The organism is Pseudomonas sp. DR208 (assembly GCF_019823005.1).
GTDB classification, from domain to species: Bacteria; Pseudomonadota; Gammaproteobacteria; order Pseudomonadales; family Pseudomonadaceae; genus Aquipseudomonas; species Aquipseudomonas extremorientalis.
In genome coordinates, this window is record NZ_CP081944.1 from 5,726,995 (window position 1) to 5,741,564 (window position 14,570).

The window sequence follows — 14,570 nt, forward strand, 5'->3', positions numbered from 1 at the left end:
GCCTGATGCCCACGACGTTTCAAGAGATTCCCCGCAAGCGCCCGTCCACGCCCCTGCTCGACCGTGCTGTCACGCCGGCCGGCCTGCGTCGACTCGGTGAAGCCGAGCTGGAAACCCTGGCAGATGAGTTGCGCCTGGAATTGCTCTACACGGTCGGCCAGACCGGTGGGCATTTTGGTGCCGGCCTGGGCGTCATCGAGCTGACCATCGCCCTGCATTACGTGTTCGACACCCCGGACGACCGGCTGGTGTGGGACGTGGGCCATCAGGCGTACCCGCATAAAATCCTCACGGGCCGCCGCGAGCAAATGGGCACTCTGCGCCAGAAGGACGGCATTGCCGCCTTCCCGCGCCGCGCCGAGAGCGAGTACGACACCTTCGGCGTCGGCCACTCCAGCACCTCCATCAGTGCCGCGCTGGGCATGGCGATTGCCGCCCGCCTGCAAGGCAGCGACCGCAAGGCGATCGCGGTGATCGGTGATGGCGCGCTGACCGCCGGCATGGCTTTCGAAGCGCTCAACCATGCACCGGAAGTGGACGCCAATATGCTGGTGATCCTCAACGACAACGATATGTCGATCTCGCGCAACGTCGGTGGCCTGTCCAATTACCTGGCCAAGATCCTCTCCAGCCGCACGTATGCGAGCATGCGTGAAGGCAGCAAGAAGGTGCTCTCGCGCCTGCCCGGCGCGTGGGAAATTGCCCGGCGCACCGAAGAGTATGCCAAGGGCATGCTGGTGCCCGGCACGCTGTTCGAAGAGCTGGGCTGGAATTACATCGGCCCCATCGATGGTCACGACCTGCCGACCCTGATCGCCACGCTACGCAACATGCGTGACCTCAAGGGCCCGCAGTTCCTGCATATCGTCACCAAGAAAGGCAAAGGCTTCGCCCCGGCGGAAGTCGACCCGATTGGCTATCACGCCATCACCAAGCTGGAACCCCTGGACGCTCCTGCCGCCGCGCCGAAAAAGGCCAGCGGGCCGAAGTACTCCGGTGTGTTCGGCGAATGGCTGTGCGACATGGCCGCCGCCGACCCGCGCTTGGTGGGCATTACCCCGGCGATGAAGGAAGGCTCCGACCTGGTGGCGTTCAGCGAGCGTTTCCCGCTGCGCTACTTCGACGTGGCAATTGCCGAGCAGCACGCGGTCACGTTTGCCGCCGGCATGGCCTGCGAAGGCGCCAAGCCAGTAGTAGCGATCTACTCCACGTTCCTGCAGCGTGGCTACGACCAGTTGGTGCATGACGTGGCAGTGCAGAACCTCGACGTACTGTTCGCCATCGACCGCGCTGGCCTGGTGGGCGAAGACGGCCCGACCCACGCCGGCAGCTTCGACCTGTCCTACCTGCGTTGCATCCCCGGCATGCTGGTGATGACGCCAAGTGATGAAAACGAACTGCGCAAGATGCTCAGCACCGGCCACCTGTATAACGGCCCGGCCGCCGTACGTTACCCGCGCGGCAATGGCCCGAATGCGGTGATCGAAAAGGACCTGGAGCCTATCGAGATCGGCAAGGGCATCGTGCGTCGCCAAGGCAGCAAGACCGCTTTCCTGGTGTTCGGCGTGCAATTGGCCGAAGCGCTGAAAGTCGCCGAGAAGATCGACGCCACCGTGGTCGACATGCGTTTCGTCAAACCGTTGGACGAAGCCTTGGTACACGAGATTGCCGGCAACCATGAGCTGCTGGTGACCGTCGAAGAAAACGCAATAATGGGTGGCGCCGGTGCGGCGGTCAGCGAGTTCCTGGCGCGGGAGAATATCCTCAAGTCGGTGCTGCACCTGGGCTTGCCGGATGTGTATGTCGAACACGCCAAGCCGGCGCAGATGCTGGCCGAGTGTGGGTTGGATGAGGCCGGCATTGAGGCATCGGTGCGCGAGCGCATGGCACTGCTGGGCCTGTAGAAACCGGATCAACATGTGGGAGGGGGCTTGCCCCCTTCCACATTTGATTTGCGGCACCTTCAAATGCCATGGACAGCCGATGAAACATCTTAGTCTCACCTTGCCCCTGTTACTGCTGACCTCCCCGGAACTACTCGCCGACACCCGCGACGACGCACTGAAACTTCCCAACGTGGTCATCAGCGCCAACCGCCAGGTCCAGGCGCGCAACGACAGCAGCGCCGCCAACACCGTGTTCACCCGCGACGACATCGACCGCCTGCAACCCACCAGCCTCACTGACCTGATCAGCCGCGTACCCGGCGTGCAGGTAGCGCCTACCGGTGGTCGCGGCAGCCTGCCGGGAATTTATATCCGTGGCACCAAATCCGCACAAAGCCTGGTGTTGGTGGACGGCCAGCGCATTGCCAATACCACCTCCGGCGACAGCGGCTTGCAATACCTGAACGTCGATCAGATCGAACGGGTGGAAGTGCTGCGCGGTTCACGTTCGGTAATCTACGGCAGCGATGCGATTGGCGGGGTGATCCAGGTGTTTACCCGGCGCAATGCCGGGCAAGGCCTGCAACCGCGTCTGAAGCTCGGGTTTGGCAGCAACAAGACCTGGGAGCGCAGCCTCGGCCTGTCCGGTGGCGATGAATACACGCGCTTCAACCTAGGCGCGAGCCTGGATGAGACCGCCGGCATCAACTCGACGCACACCTCATTCCCCAGCGATGGCGATCATGACGCCTACCGCAACCAGTCCCTCAGCCTGAACCTCAGCCATTCCTTCAGCGATGCGCTGGAGGCGGGGTTCAACCTGTTAGATAACCGCGGCAAGTCGGAGTACGACAACAGCTTTGGCCGCTACGACGTCGCCACCGGGCAAACGGTGGGGCAAAAGCCCTACACCGACTACACCCTGAGCAGCGCCAGCGGCTATGTCGACGCCACGCTCAACGAGCGCTGGCAATCGCGCCTGGAGCTGGGCCATAGCGAGAACCGCGACACCAAGCGCGACACCCTCAGTGATGACTTCAGTGTGTTCAACACTTACCGCGACTCGGTCAACTGGCAGAACGACCTGACACTGAATGAGCAGAACAGCCTGATTCTCGGCGGTGACTGGTACGAGGACCGCTTCCACGGCTCCACCACCCTCACCGAAAACAGTCGCTGGAACCGCGCGGCCTTTGTGCAGCATCGCTTCCATGGCGAATGGTTTTCCACCGAGCTGGGCCTGCGGCGTGACCAGAACCAGCAGTTTGGCGGGCAGAACAGCTGGAGCGGCACGCTCACGTTGCCAGTCAACCCGGACAACGACCTGCTGCTGAGCTACAGCGAGGGCTTCCGCGCCCCGACGTTCAATGACCTGTATTACCCGGACGAATACGGCTTCAAGAACAGCAACCCAAACCTGAAGCCCGAAACCTCGAAAAGCTACGAAGTGCAATGGCGTAGCCAACTCAGCGACACCAGCCGCCTGGAAGCTTCGCTGTACCGCACCGATATCCAGGATGCGATCGTGTTCGGCAGCGACGGCCCGCAAAACGTCAGTTCGGCGCGCATCAACGGCTTCGAAGCAGCGCTCAAGCAAAAGCTGTTCGGCTGGCAAGGCAGCCTGGGACTGGCACTGATTGATCCACGAGACCGCGATTCCGGACGTACGCTGGCGCGTCGCGCCAGGCGCACCGTGAGCCTGGACCTGGATCGCCAATTCGACCAATTCGGCGTCGGCGCCAGTTGGCAAGCGGTCAGCAGCAGCTACGACGACGCGAAGAACCAGCAACCGTTGGCTGGCTATGGATTGCTCGGGCTGCGCGCCACTTGGACGCTGAACCGTGAAGTCACGCTGAGCATGAAGCTCGATAACTTGCTGGACAAGGCCTACAGCCGGGCGCTGTATCAGTACCAAGGCCAGCAATATGGCTACCGGGAAGAAGGCCGGGCGCTGATGGTTGGCGTGACCTGGACGCCGGACCTCTAGCGGGGCGCGATTACCTCACACAATCGGGCTACGGCTTCCAGCATCTGCCCGCTGGGCCGCTCCAGGCCTTTATCCGGCACCCGTCGCACCCGCTCAGCCATCGTCGGCCAGACCTTCCAGGCCTCCTTCTGCGCCTGGTCGCCCACCAGAATCATCTCGGGGTCACGCTGCAACACTGATTCGATGCTCACCTGCGGCGCCGGCAGCTTGAGGTCATCAAATACATTGCGCGCGCCGCACACCCTTAACGCATCGCTGATGATCTGCCCGCCACCCACGGTGTACAGCGGCTTATTCCATACCTGGTAAAACACGCGCAATGGCTCGGCGCGCTGATAGCGCTGTCGCAGCTCGGCCAGGCGTTGGCGCAACTGCGCGGCCAACTGTCGACCCGCGTCAGCGCGGCCCAATTGCTCGGCAATGGCCTGGACCTGGGTGGTGAGCTGTTCAAGGCTATGGGGTTCGGCGACGTACACCGGGATATTCAGGCGCTGCAATTGCTCACGCTGGGCCGGGCCGACGCTGCCGGGCCAGAGCAGGATCAGGTCGGGCTTGAGGCTGATCAGGCGCTCCATGTCCAACTGACCGTAATGCCCCACTGACGGCACCTGCGCCAAGGCCGCCGGGCGTTCGCCGCCGTCGAGCACGCCCACCAGCACATCGGCTGCGCCCAGTTCGACCACGATTTCAGACAGGGACGGCGCCAGGCTCACCACTCGCTCGGCCGCCAGCGCCTGGGCACTGAATACCAGCAACACGGCCAGCCAGTGGCGAATCATCCCAGTTGACGGGGAATGCGGTAGAGGTAGAACAGCACCACGGTCGACAGCGCCAACAGAAACAGTGGCACCGCTTCCAACCCGACGAAGACCGACAACGCCCCGATCCAGGCCGGTACGGCAGCAACCAGCAACGCCGTGCGCCGACGCGCCGCCAGGGTGATCCAGGCAGCCGGTTCTTCGGGGGTATCGAGGGCTTTGGAGGTGGCAATCAACGCGTGTTTATAGCCGTTGAAGTAGCGCAGGCTGAGGAACATCGAGGCCACGCCGGCAATGAAGAACGGCATGGCCAGCACCGGCAGCAGGGATTCGACCTGGCCGAACACCAGGTTGAGCACAAACAGGGGGAGCAGCGCCAGGGCCAGGTACTGCCACCAATTGAAGGACAGTCGCCGTTTCACCTGGCCTCGGGTCACGCGCGGTCGACCTCGCCCTGGTGCTCGTTGCCCATCATGTGGTCGAGCTTGCTGGCCTTGGTGGCCAGGTAGAGTTTGTTGTGCGGGTTGTGCCCGGTGTGCAGCGGCACACGCTCGGCCACAGTGATGCCCATCTCGGTCAAGGCTTTGACCTTGCGCGGGTTATTGGTCATCAGGCGCAGGGATTTGACGCCCAGGTGCTCGAGCATCGGCAGGCAGATCGCGTAGTCACGCTGGTCGGCGGCAAAGCCCAGGCGCTCGTTGGCCTCGACGGTATCGGCACCGCCATCTTGCAACTCGTAGGCGCGGATCTTGTTCATCAGGCCAATGCCACGGCCTTCCTGGCGCAGGTACAACAGCACACCACGGCCTTCACGGGCGATCGCGCGCATGGCGGCCTCCAGTTGCGAACCACAGTCGCAACGCTGGCTGAACAACGCATCACCGGTCAGGCATTCGGAGTGCACCCGGCCAAGCACCGGTGCGCCATCGGCGATATCGCCCAGGCTGAGCACGACGTGCTCGCGCCCGGTGGCTTCTTCGAGAAAGCCGTTCATGGTGAACGTGGCAAAAGGGGTAGGCAGCTTGGAAGCGGCGACGAAAACGACGGGCACCGTGTGCTCCTGATTTCAGTTTTTACAGAGGCGGCCATTGTAACAGCAGGTTCCTACAGACGCTTAAGCTGAATTATCGCTGATAAAGATCAATAGGTTCGATTGGCCTTCGACCTGGTTCTATGCACGTCAGAACGGATAGGGTTGTTTCCAGCGCTCGAATATCGGCTTTAACTCACCGCTTTTCACCAGGGCCGCCATGCGCTGGTCAAAGACAGCCATCAAGCCCCGGCCCCGCTCGTTATCGGCAAACCCGATGTACAACGGCAGTTCGGCAATCGGCGTCAGCGTGAACTTCGAGGGATCATCCGCCTGACTGAGCACGTACTTGGCCTCGGCCAACGCATCAATGTAGAAGTCCGCACGGCCGTGTAGCAGCATTGCCAAAATGCCATCGCGACGCTCCACCTGGTTGAAACGGCGCACATTGGGCAAGTACTCCTCGTACTTGTAGCCGCGCACCCAGGCCAGGCGGTAGTTACCCAGCGTGGCTACGGTGGGCGTCGGTATGCTGGCCAGCCCCAGGGCGTAGATGTGGTCGGAATCGAAGTTCCAGTGGGGGTACAACACACCTTCGGCTTCATTGCGGTAGGAACCGACCCAACCATCCACCTCGCCGCGCTGGGCCAGGCCGACCGAGCGCGTGTAGGGCACGGAACGGGTCTGCAAGTTGATGCCGGCCGGCTCGAAGACCTGACGCAGTACGTCCCAGGCCAGGCCCGTGCCGTCTTTGTTGGTGTAGTCGCTCCATTCCTCACTCGCCAGCATGACCTTGCCGGGCACGTCCTGCGCCTGGACCACCGCTGTGAAGACACACAGCACGATCAGCAGCCAACGGCGCACATCCATGGTGACGACCTCCTACAGGGCCTTGCATCCGTGATAACGCTACGAAGGGTAGCGCAGCTTGCCGATTCAGGGTGTCTCGCGAAAATGCTGATAACCACGGATGGCCGGGGTGATGTCCTGCCCGCGGCCATCGAGCAACGTGACGCCCTGCCCCGCTTCGACCCGGCCGATCACATGGATCGGCCAGCCATCGGCCAGCAACGGCGCCAGTTCGACAGGTGGCAGGGTGAACACCAGCACATAGTCGTCGCCCCCACTCAGGGCTGCCACGCGCGCGTCATCATCGCCGACAAACGCCAACAGTGCCTGGGACATTGGCAACCGCTCGCGTTCGATCAACAGGCTGACCTTTGACGCCATCGCGATATGCCCGCAATCGGCCAGGAGCCCGTCGGAAATATCCATCGCAGACGTAGCCTTGCCACGCAGCGCCAGACCCAGGGCCAACTGCGGTCGGGGCGACCAGTAATGAGCGAGCAACGGCTCGGCGATGGCTGCGTCGGCGCTGCGCTGGCCCAATACCAACGGCAAGGCGCCGGCGGCATTGCCCAGCTCGCCGCCGACACACAGCAGGTCACCCGGCTGTGCTCCGCTGCGGGTCAAGGCTTGCCCGGCCGGCACGCGGCCGAACACGGTCAGCGTCAAACTCAGGGGGCCACGGGTGGTATCGCCGCCCACCAGACCCACGCCACAGTTTTGCGCCATGAGGTTCAACCCCTGGGCATAGCGTTGCAGCCAATCGGCATCGACGGTTGGTGTGGTCAGGGCAAGGGTAAATGCGAGGGGGTTGGCGCCCATGGCCGCCAGGTCGCTCACCGCCACGGCCAACGAGCGCTGACCCAGCAGGAACGGGTCACAGGGGTCGGCAAAATGCACCCCGGCGACCAAGGTATCGGTGGAGATTGCCAATTGCTCCCCAGCGGGAAGTGCCAGCAAGGCGCAGTCATCGCCGATCCCCAGAGCAATGCCTTCGCCGCCCTGCGCACAAGGCGCGGCGGCGAAGTAGTTGCGGATCAGCTCAAACTCGCCCATTCAGGTTTCAAGCGCGATTCAGCGCTTGTACGCCTTCACTTCGGCTTCACGCAGGCGCGGCGCCAGCTTGTCGAGTACGCCGTTGACGAACTTGTGGCCGTCGGTCGAACCGTAGACTTTCGCCAGTTCGATACCTTCGTTGATCACCACGCGGTACGGCACGTCGACGCGATACAGCAGCTCCCAGGCCGACAGGCGCATCACGCACAGCTCAACCGGGTCCAGCTCTTCGATGGTCAGGTCCAGGCAAGGCGCCAGGGCGGTGTCGATCTCGGTCAGGTGCGCGTGCACACCGTGCAGGATGTCGTGGAAATACGGCAGGTCGGCAAAGGTGAAATCGTTGTCGACGCGAAACTGTGCTTCGATCTCGTTCAACGACGCGCCCGCCAGGTGACGCTGATACAGCGCCTGGGTCGCCAACTGACGAGCAGCGCGACGCTTCTCGTTCTTCGAAGGCTTGCCAGCATCGGCTGGACGTGGCTCGCGCGGGTTGAAGTTGTCGCTCTCGTCGGAAATCACTTGGCCTCCAACTGCGACAGCAGGCTGACCATTTCCAGGGCGGACAGGGCCGCTTCAGCGCCTTTGTTGCCGGCCTTGGTGCCGGAACGCTCGATGGCTTGCTCGATGGAATCCACGGTCAGCACGCCGAACGCAACCGGTACGCCGAACTCCATGGACACCTGGGCCAGGCCCTTGGTGCATTCGCCAGCCACGTATTCGAAGTGCGGCGTGCCGCCACGAATGACCGCGCCCAGGGCGATGATCGCCGCGTATTCACCCTGTTGAGCAACTTTCTGCGCAACCAGTGGAATTTCGAAGGCGCCAGGGGCACGGATGATGGTGATGTCGCTTTCGCTCACACCGTGGCGAACCAGGGCGTCAACGGCACCGCTTACCAGGCTTTCAACCACGAAGCTGTTGAAGCGGCCAACCACCAGGGCATAGCGGCCTTTGGGAGCGATGAAGGTACCTTCGATGGTCTTCAGGGTCATTCGACAAATCTCTTAAAGAGCCGGGACGCGTGTATGACGCGTCCCTTAGTGATATTTGAACCGCGAACAAGGGGCGAAAATCGCCGGCCTTTATTCGGAGGGCACGTATTCTACTACTTCCAGGTCGAAACCGGATATCGCATTAAATTTCATCGGTGCGCTCATCAGGCGCATTTTGCGCACGCCCAGGTCACGCAGGATCTGCGAACCGGCCCCGACGATGCTGTAGGTGGTCGGTTTTTTCACCGGCGTGTGGTCCGCCGTTTCGCGGATATGCGCCAGCAGCACATCGCCATCCAGCGGGTGACCGAGCAGCAGCACAACACCGCTGCCGGCCTCGGAGACGGCAGCCATGGCAGCGCGCAGGCTCCAGCGACCCGGTTGCTTGACCATCAGCAGGTCGCGCAATGGGTCCATGTTGTGCACACGCACCAGGGTCGGCTCTTCGGCGCAAATGGTGCCCAGGGTCAACGCCATGTGCACGTCGCCTTCCACGGAATCACGGTAGGTCACCAAATTGAATTGGCCCAGTTCGCTGTCCAGTGGCTGCTCGGCAATCCGCTGAACGGTACGTTCGTGGATCATGCGGTAGTGAATCAGGTCGGCAATGGTGCCCACCTTGATGTTGTGTTCGGCGGCAAAGGCTTCGAGTTCAGCACGACGGGCCATGGTGCCGTCGTCGTTCATCACTTCGCAGATCACGCCGCAGGGCTCGAAACCGGCCATGCGCGCCAGGTCGCAGGCGGCTTCGGTGTGGCCGGCACGGGCCAGGGTGCCACCCGGCTGGGCCATCAGCGGGAAGATGTGGCCGGGGCTGACGATGTCTTCGGCCTTGGCGTCCTTGGCAGCAGCGGCTTGCACGGTGCGGGCGCGGTCGGCGGCGGAAATGCCGGTGGTGACGCCGGTAGTGGCCTCGATCGATACAGTGAACTTGGTGCCAAAACCCGAGCCATTGCGCGGCGCCATCAACGGCAGCTTGAGCAATTCGCAGCGCTCACGGCTCATTGGCATGCAGATCAGCCCGCGGGCGTGCTTGGCCATGAAGTTGATGTGCTCGGCCTGGCAGGCCTCGGCGGCCATGATGATGTCGCCTTCGTTCTCGCGGTCTTCGTCATCCATCAGGATGACCATCTTGCCTTGGCGGATGTCTTCAACCAGTTCTTCGATGCTATTGAGCGCCACGCGGCACCCCCTTGGTCAGGATTTCAGGTAGCCGTTAGCGGCCAGAAAACTTTCGGTGATGTTCCCGGTTGCAGGCTCTGCGGCCTTTTCGCCCAACAACAGGCGCTCCAGGTAACGGGCAAGCAAGTCCACTTCCAGGTTCACCCGGCGACCTGGCTGGTAAGACGCCATGATGGTTTCGCTGAGGGTGTGGGGAATGATGGTCAGTTCAAATTCGGCGCCGTTCACGGCGTTCACGGTGAGGCTGGTGCCATCGACGGTGATCGAGCCTTTGTGGGCGATGTACTTGGCCAGCTCTTTGGGCGCGCGGATGCGGAATTCCACGGCACGCGCGTTTTCGCTGCGCGCTACCACTTCGCCGACGCCGTCGACGTGGCCGCTGACCAGGTGACCGCCGAGGCGGGTGGTCGGGGTCAGGGCTTTTTCCAGGTTCACCGGGCTGCCGGCCTTGAGGTCGTTCATCGCGGTGCAGTCCAGGGTTTCCCGGCTGACATCGGCGGCAAAGCCGTTGCCCGGCAGGTCGATGACGGTGAGGCACACGCCGCTGACGGCGATGCTGTCGCCCAGCTTGACGTCGCCCAGGTCCAGCTTGCCGGTTTCAACCAGCAGGCGCACGTCGCCGCCTTTGGGGGTCATGGCGCGGATGCTGCCGATGGATTCGATAATGCCGGTGAACATGGCCTTCTCCTGGAAAACGGGACGGGCACTTGAGCGCCCGGTCAGAATTATACGCTCGCGGGTGGAAGCGGGATGGCAGTGACTCGCCAGTCGTCGCCTACAGCGCGCATTTCAGTGATCTTGAGTTGGGGGGCATCGGCCAGTTTCTCAAGCGGCCAGTCCAGCAAAGGCCGGGCAGCGGAGCCCAGGAACTTGCCGGCGACGAATATCACGTACTCATCTACGAGGCCTTGCTGGGCAAAGGCCCCCGCCAGGCTTGGGCCTGCCTCTACCAACACTTCGTTGACGCCACGGGCGGCCAAGGCGACCAGCGCCGAACGCAGGTCGACCTGGCCATCGACGCCGGGCACCACCAGGCACTCGGGGCCACGGGGAAACTGGTTTTCCGGGGTCACGCAGGTGATGACCAGCGCCGGCCCGGCCTTGAAGAACGGTGCGTTGAGCGGCACGCGCAAACGGCCATCGATCAGCACGCGCAACGGCGGGCGCGACATGGCCAGCGCAGTGGTGGCTTCGTCCAGGCCGAGTTCGGCGGCGCGCACGGTCAGGCGGGCGCCGTCGGCCAACACCGTGTCGGCGCCGGTCAGCACCACACTGGCCTCGGCGCGCAGGCGCTGCACGGCGGCGCGGGCCGCAGGGCCGGTGATCCATTGGCTTTCGCCGCTGGCCATGGCAGTGCGGCCGTCCAGGCTCATCGCCAGCTTGACCCGCACGAAGGGCAGGCCGTGCTCCATGCGCTTGAGGAATCCCGGATTCAACGCGCGGGCCTGGGCTTCCAGCACGCCACTCAAGACCTCGATCCCGGCTTGCGCCAGACGCTGCATGCCGCGCCCGGCCACTTCGGGGTTAGGGTCCTGCATGCCGGCCACGACACGGGCGACACCGGCCGTGACCAGGGCATCGGCGCAGGGCGGTGTGCGCCCATGGTGGCTGCACGGCTCGAGGGTTACGTACACCGTGGCGCCACGGGCCTTGTCACCGGCGGCACGCAGGGCGTTGGGTTCGGCATGGGGTTCGCCGGTGCGCTCATGCCAGCCTTCGCCGACAACCTGCCCATCGCGCACGATCACACAACCTACACGCGGGTTGGGATGGGTGGTGTACAAGCCTGTGCGCGCGAGTTCCAAGGCGCGGGCCATGTAATGGGCGTCGAGCACCGCTTGTTCGGCAGACGGTGGGTTCATTCTTTGGCAGGCTCCCGGGCCAGGCGGTCGATCTCTTCGCGGAACTCATTGAGGTCCTGGAAGCGTCGATACACCGAGGCGAAACGGATGTAGGCGACTTCGTCGAGCTTTTGCAGCTCGCTCATCACCAACTCTCCCACCACCAGGCTCTTGACCTCGCGCTCGCCGGTCGCACGCAGCTTGTGCTTGATGTGCACCAGCGCCGCCTCCAGCCGCTCGACACTCACCGGGCGTTTTTCCAGGGCACGCTGCATACCGGCGCGCAGTTTTTCTTCGTCGAAAGGCTGGCGGCTGCCGTCGGATTTGATCAGGCGCGGCAATACCAGTTCGGCGGTTTCGAAGGTGGTGAAACGTTCACCGCAGGCCAGGCATTCACGCCGGCGACGCACTTGATCGCCCTCGGCGACCAGACGCGAGTCAATGACCTTGGTGTCGTTGGCACCGCAGAAGGGACAGTGCATGGTAGGCAGGCAACAAATAAAGGGAGGGCCATGGTAGCGCATCCCCGTGGCAAGACAAGCCATAGCCTTTACGGTATATAGGCTGACTATTATGTTTCATATTTTTCAAGCCACGGATTTTGTCCTTTCTGGAGCCGTACATGCAGTTACGACCACTTGTTTTGCTCACCCTGTTCAGTTTCCTGGTCGCCTGCAGCAGCGAAGCCCCCAAACCGACCACGCCTCAACCGACGCCCGCGCAAGAGAAAAAAGTCCCGGGTATTGAAGACCTCGGCCCCCTGCCCGCCTATCAGCGTGAAATCAGCGGCAGCCTGACCAACATTCCGGCCGGTGCCGAAGTGGAGATGGCGCTGTTGGTGATCGACGACCGCTCGCGCCCGCAACAATTGCTGGCCAGCAGCGTGCTGACCGGCAACGGCAAGCCCCTGGCCTTCCGCCTGCGCTTCAATCCTGAAGCGTTCCCGGCTGGTGCCCGGGTTGAATTGCGCGGTCGCGCCAGCCAGTCCGGCCAGTTGATCCTGCACCTGCCCGCCGTGCGCATCACCCAGGCGATCACCCAGACCACCGGCCCCCTGCAACTCGTCAAGGCCCCATGACACCACCGCTTGGTCTGCAAGCCGCCCTCAGCGCACTGATCGGCGACGCGCAATTGGTGCCCTGCCCGCTGCCAGGTACTGAGTTGTCGTTATGGCTGCTGGATGCGGACAACATGGACCGCGCCTTCAGCCCAGAAGAAACCCGGCGCATCCTGCATGAACCGCCGTACTGGAGTTTTTGCTGGGCCAGTGGCTTGGCCTTGGCGCGCTATCTGGCGGCGAACCCTGAATGGGTCGCCGGTAAACGTGTGCTGGACTTTGGCGCCGGCTCCGGTGTCGCCGGGATTGCCGCCGTCAAGGCAGGCGCCCTGGAAGTGGTGGCCTGCGACCTGGACCCACTGGCGCTGGCGTCCTGCCGGGCGAATGCCGAACTCAATGGCGTAGAGCTGGGTTATTCGGCGGATTTCTTCGCCGAAGCCGATCGCTTCGACCTGATCCTGGTGGCCGACGTGCTCTACGACCGCGCGAACCTGCCGCTGCTGGATCAGTTCCTGACCCGTGGCCGCGAAGCGCTGGTGGCGGATTCGCGGGTGCGGGACTTTCAGCACCCGGATTATCAAAGGCTAGAGATCCTTGATGCGCTGACGTTGCCGGATCTGGCGGAGCCTTGGGAGTTTCGCAAGGTGAGCCTGTACCATTCGCGGCGCCAGCCCTTATAGTTGCCCCATTCCCGCTTTATTCGAGACGCCCCATGAGTGAGCCCACGCCGTATATCTTCGACGTCACTACCGCCAACTTTGACCAGGCAGTGATCCAGAACTCTTTTGAAAAACCCGTACTGGTAGATTTCTGGGCCGAGTGGTGCGCGCCGTGCAAAGCATTGATGCCACTGCTGGCGCAGATTGCCGAGAGTTATCAGGGGGAGTTGCTGCTGGCCAAGGTGGACTGCGAGGCCGAGCAGCATATCGTTGCACGTTTTGGCATTCGCAGCCTGCCGACGGTAGTGTTGTTCAAGGATGGCCAGCCGGTGGACGGGTTTGCGGGGGCGCAGCCGGAGTCGGCGGTGCGAGCGATGCTGGAGCCGCATGTGCAGATGCCACCGCCGGCTGCAGCCGATCCGCTGGAACAGGCTCAAGCACTGTTTGCCGAAGGTCGCATCAGCGACGCCGAAGCAGTGCTGGTGGCGCTGCTGGGCGAAGACAACACCAACGCTGGCGCGTTGATCCTGTACGCACGTTGCCTGGCCGAGCGCGGTGAATTGGGCGAAGCCCAGACCGTGCTGGACGCGGTAAAAAGCGACGATCACAAGGCCGCCCTCGCCGGGGCCAAGGCACAGATCACCTTCCTGCGCCAGGCAGCCGACCTGCCGGACGCCGCCGACCTGAAAAGCCGCCTGGCGCAAAACCCGCAGGACGATGAAGCGGCCTACCAGTTGACGATCCAGCAACTGGCGCGCCAGCAGTACGACGCGGCACTGGAAGGTTTGCTCAAGTTGTTCATCCGCAACCGCAGCTACAGCGAAGGCCTGCCGCACAAGACCTTGCTGCAGGTGTTCGAATTGCTGGGCAACGATCACCCGCTGGTGAGCGTGTACCGTCGCAAGTTGTTTGCCGCGTTGTACTAGTCGCCGACCCAGCTGTACAGCGGCGTATCCGCGCCGCTGCTGACCTTCACCTTGGCGCTATGACGCAGGCGCACCAGCAGGCGCTTGCCCGCCGAGGCGTCGCCAGCCAAGCCTTCCAGTTGATCGAGCAACTCCAGACCGCTGAGCTGGCCGGCCTTGCGCAACAGGTCCTGGGCGCCCTGCCACAGGTCGTCATTGGGTTTGACCGGAGCCACCGGCGCGGCGGTCGCGCTGGCAACGGGCGTGGCCTGCAATTGCGCGCCCAGGCGGGCCCAGTCGCCGTCATCCAGCTCCAGGGTCAAGTCCACCGGCAAGTCGCCAACGGTTCCACGAATTCGCAACATCGTCCT

Annotated in this window: 17 protein-coding genes; 5 read left to right on the forward strand and 12 right to left on the reverse strand. The window is 63.2% G+C overall.

Going from position 1 to position 14,570, the window contains the following annotated elements:
* Nucleotides 1-5 precede the first annotated feature (5 nt).
* Together dxs and K5K89_RS25885 are read left to right on the forward strand one after the other, a co-directional pair.
* The gene (gene dxs / locus K5K89_RS25880) at nucleotides 6-1,904 is read left to right on the forward strand and encodes a 1-deoxy-D-xylulose-5-phosphate synthase (protein ID WP_071489866.1); all 1,899 of its coding nucleotides are present in this window, start codon (nucleotides 6-8) and stop codon (nucleotides 1,902-1,904) included.
* Nucleotides 1,905-1,983: 79 nt separating this feature from the next.
* Nucleotides 1,984-3,873, forward strand: a complete 1,890-nt coding sequence (locus K5K89_RS25885; RefSeq protein ID WP_222540493.1) for a TonB-dependent receptor domain-containing protein — start codon at nucleotides 1,984-1,986, stop codon at nucleotides 3,871-3,873.
* On the opposite strand, the gene K5K89_RS25890 is transcribed toward K5K89_RS25885, so the two are convergent.
* The 11 genes from K5K89_RS25890 to nrdR form a co-directional block, all read right to left on the reverse strand.
* Entirely contained in the window at nucleotides 3,870-4,652 is a 783-nt protein-coding gene (locus tag K5K89_RS25890; RefSeq protein WP_222540494.1) for a cobalamin-binding protein, read from the reverse strand. The two genes, K5K89_RS25885 and K5K89_RS25890, sit on opposite strands and share 4 nt — an antisense overlap.
* A complete protein-coding gene (locus K5K89_RS25895; RefSeq protein WP_222540495.1) occupies nucleotides 4,649-5,068 on the reverse strand; it encodes a nuclear fragile X mental retardation-interacting protein 1 in 420 nt (139 codons plus the stop codon). The genes K5K89_RS25890 and K5K89_RS25895 overlap by 4 nt, the downstream gene beginning before the upstream one ends.
* The gene (ribA, locus tag K5K89_RS25900) at nucleotides 5,065-5,682 is read right to left on the reverse strand and encodes a GTP cyclohydrolase II (protein WP_016978544.1); all 618 of its coding nucleotides are present in this window, start codon (nucleotides 5,680-5,682) and stop codon (nucleotides 5,065-5,067) included. Before ribA ends, K5K89_RS25895 begins: the two co-directional genes overlap by 4 nt.
* Before the next feature lie 129 nt (nucleotides 5,683-5,811).
* Entirely contained in the window at nucleotides 5,812-6,531 is a 720-nt protein-coding gene (locus K5K89_RS25905) for a substrate-binding periplasmic protein (protein ID WP_222540496.1), read from the reverse strand.
* Between the two features lie 66 nt (nucleotides 6,532-6,597).
* On the reverse strand, nucleotides 6,598-7,563 hold the full coding sequence (gene thiL, locus K5K89_RS25910) for a thiamine-phosphate kinase (protein WP_222540497.1): 966 nt from the start codon (nucleotides 7,561-7,563) through the stop codon (nucleotides 6,598-6,600).
* A gap of 18 nt (nucleotides 7,564-7,581) precedes the next feature.
* Nucleotides 7,582-8,082 carry a transcription antitermination factor NusB gene (gene nusB / locus K5K89_RS25915; RefSeq protein ID WP_010206836.1) on the reverse strand — a complete coding sequence of 167 codons (501 nt, stop codon included), beginning with the start codon at nucleotides 8,080-8,082 and terminating at the stop codon, nucleotides 7,582-7,584.
* On the reverse strand, nucleotides 8,079-8,555 hold the full coding sequence (gene ribE / locus K5K89_RS25920) for a 6,7-dimethyl-8-ribityllumazine synthase (RefSeq protein ID WP_003176356.1): 477 nt from the start codon (nucleotides 8,553-8,555) through the stop codon (nucleotides 8,079-8,081). Before ribE ends, nusB begins: the two co-directional genes overlap by 4 nt.
* A gap of 90 nt (nucleotides 8,556-8,645) precedes the next feature.
* On the reverse strand, nucleotides 8,646-9,737 hold the full coding sequence (ribBA, locus tag K5K89_RS25925) for a bifunctional 3,4-dihydroxy-2-butanone-4-phosphate synthase/GTP cyclohydrolase II (protein WP_071489860.1): 1,092 nt from the start codon (nucleotides 9,735-9,737) through the stop codon (nucleotides 8,646-8,648).
* 15 nt (nucleotides 9,738-9,752) lie between these two features.
* Nucleotides 9,753-10,415 (reverse strand): riboflavin synthase, encoded by a 663-nt coding sequence (locus K5K89_RS25930; RefSeq protein WP_071489859.1) that lies wholly within the window; start codon nucleotides 10,413-10,415, stop codon nucleotides 9,753-9,755.
* A gap of 47 nt (nucleotides 10,416-10,462) precedes the next feature.
* Nucleotides 10,463-11,599, reverse strand: coding sequence for a bifunctional diaminohydroxyphosphoribosylaminopyrimidine deaminase/5-amino-6-(5-phosphoribosylamino)uracil reductase RibD (gene ribD / locus K5K89_RS25935; RefSeq protein WP_222540498.1), 1,137 nt, complete (start codon nucleotides 11,597-11,599; stop codon nucleotides 10,463-10,465).
* Nucleotides 11,596-12,060: a transcriptional regulator NrdR gene (gene nrdR, locus K5K89_RS25940; RefSeq protein WP_222540499.1), complete on the reverse strand. Its 465-nt coding sequence runs from the start codon at nucleotides 12,058-12,060 to the stop codon at nucleotides 11,596-11,598. The genes ribD and nrdR overlap by 4 nt, the downstream gene beginning before the upstream one ends.
* A 140-nt stretch (nucleotides 12,061-12,200) precedes the next feature.
* On the opposite strand from nrdR, the gene K5K89_RS25945 reads away from it, so the two are divergent.
* Genes K5K89_RS25945 through trxA form a run of 3 tightly spaced genes read left to right on the forward strand, consistent with a single transcriptional unit; the run spans nucleotide 12,201 to nucleotide 14,220 of the window.
* Nucleotides 12,201-12,656 carry a YbaY family lipoprotein gene (locus K5K89_RS25945; protein WP_058424585.1) on the forward strand — a complete coding sequence of 152 codons (456 nt, stop codon included), beginning with the start codon at nucleotides 12,201-12,203 and terminating at the stop codon, nucleotides 12,654-12,656.
* Nucleotides 12,653-13,315, forward strand: coding sequence for a class I SAM-dependent methyltransferase (locus K5K89_RS25950; RefSeq protein ID WP_071489856.1), 663 nt, complete (start codon nucleotides 12,653-12,655; stop codon nucleotides 13,313-13,315). Before K5K89_RS25945 ends, K5K89_RS25950 begins: the two co-directional genes overlap by 4 nt.
* Nucleotides 13,316-13,347: 32 nt before the next feature.
* Nucleotides 13,348-14,220 carry a thioredoxin gene (gene trxA, locus K5K89_RS25955; protein ID WP_222540500.1) on the forward strand — a complete coding sequence of 291 codons (873 nt, stop codon included), beginning with the start codon at nucleotides 13,348-13,350 and terminating at the stop codon, nucleotides 14,218-14,220.
* On the opposite strand, the gene K5K89_RS25960 is transcribed toward trxA, so the two are convergent.
* Nucleotides 14,217-14,564: a hypothetical protein gene (locus K5K89_RS25960; RefSeq protein WP_071489854.1), complete on the reverse strand. Its 348-nt coding sequence runs from the start codon at nucleotides 14,562-14,564 to the stop codon at nucleotides 14,217-14,219. The genes trxA and K5K89_RS25960 overlap by 4 nt on opposite strands.
* Between the last annotated feature and the right edge of the window lie 6 nt (nucleotides 14,565-14,570).

What these genes read in the sequence shown, in the direction of transcription:
- dxs (WP_071489866.1), top strand. Translation starts at nt 6, where the DNA reads ATGCCCACGACGTTTCAAGAGATTCCCCGCAAGCGCCCGTCCACGCCC.
- K5K89_RS25885 (WP_222540493.1), top strand. Translation starts at nt 1,984, where the DNA reads ATGAAACATCTTAGTCTCACCTTGCCCCTGTTACTGCTGACCTCCCCG.
- K5K89_RS25890 (WP_222540494.1), bottom strand. Translation starts at nt 4,652, where the DNA reads ATGATTCGCCACTGGCTGGCCGTGTTGCTGGTATTCAGTGCCCAGGCG.
- K5K89_RS25905 (WP_222540496.1), bottom strand. Translation starts at nt 6,531, where the DNA reads ATGGATGTGCGCCGTTGGCTGCTGATCGTGCTGTGTGTCTTCACAGCG.
- thiL (WP_222540497.1), bottom strand. Translation starts at nt 7,563, where the DNA reads ATGGGCGAGTTTGAGCTGATCCGCAACTACTTCGCCGCCGCGCCTTGT.
- ribE (WP_003176356.1), bottom strand. Translation starts at nt 8,555, where the DNA reads ATGACCCTGAAGACCATCGAAGGTACCTTCATCGCTCCCAAAGGCCGC.
- K5K89_RS25930 (WP_071489859.1), bottom strand. Translation starts at nt 10,415, where the DNA reads ATGTTCACCGGCATTATCGAATCCATCGGCAGCATCCGCGCCATGACC.
- ribD (WP_222540498.1), bottom strand. Translation starts at nt 11,599, where the DNA reads ATGAACCCACCGTCTGCCGAACAAGCGGTGCTCGACGCCCATTACATG.
- nrdR (WP_222540499.1), bottom strand. Translation starts at nt 12,060, where the DNA reads ATGCACTGTCCCTTCTGCGGTGCCAACGACACCAAGGTCATTGACTCG.
- K5K89_RS25945 (WP_058424585.1), top strand. Translation starts at nt 12,201, where the DNA reads ATGCAGTTACGACCACTTGTTTTGCTCACCCTGTTCAGTTTCCTGGTC.
- K5K89_RS25950 (WP_071489856.1), top strand. Translation starts at nt 12,653, where the DNA reads ATGACACCACCGCTTGGTCTGCAAGCCGCCCTCAGCGCACTGATCGGC.
- trxA (WP_222540500.1), top strand. Translation starts at nt 13,348, where the DNA reads ATGAGTGAGCCCACGCCGTATATCTTCGACGTCACTACCGCCAACTTT.
- K5K89_RS25960 (WP_071489854.1), bottom strand. Translation starts at nt 14,564, where the DNA reads ATGTTGCGAATTCGTGGAACCGTTGGCGACTTGCCGGTGGACTTGACC.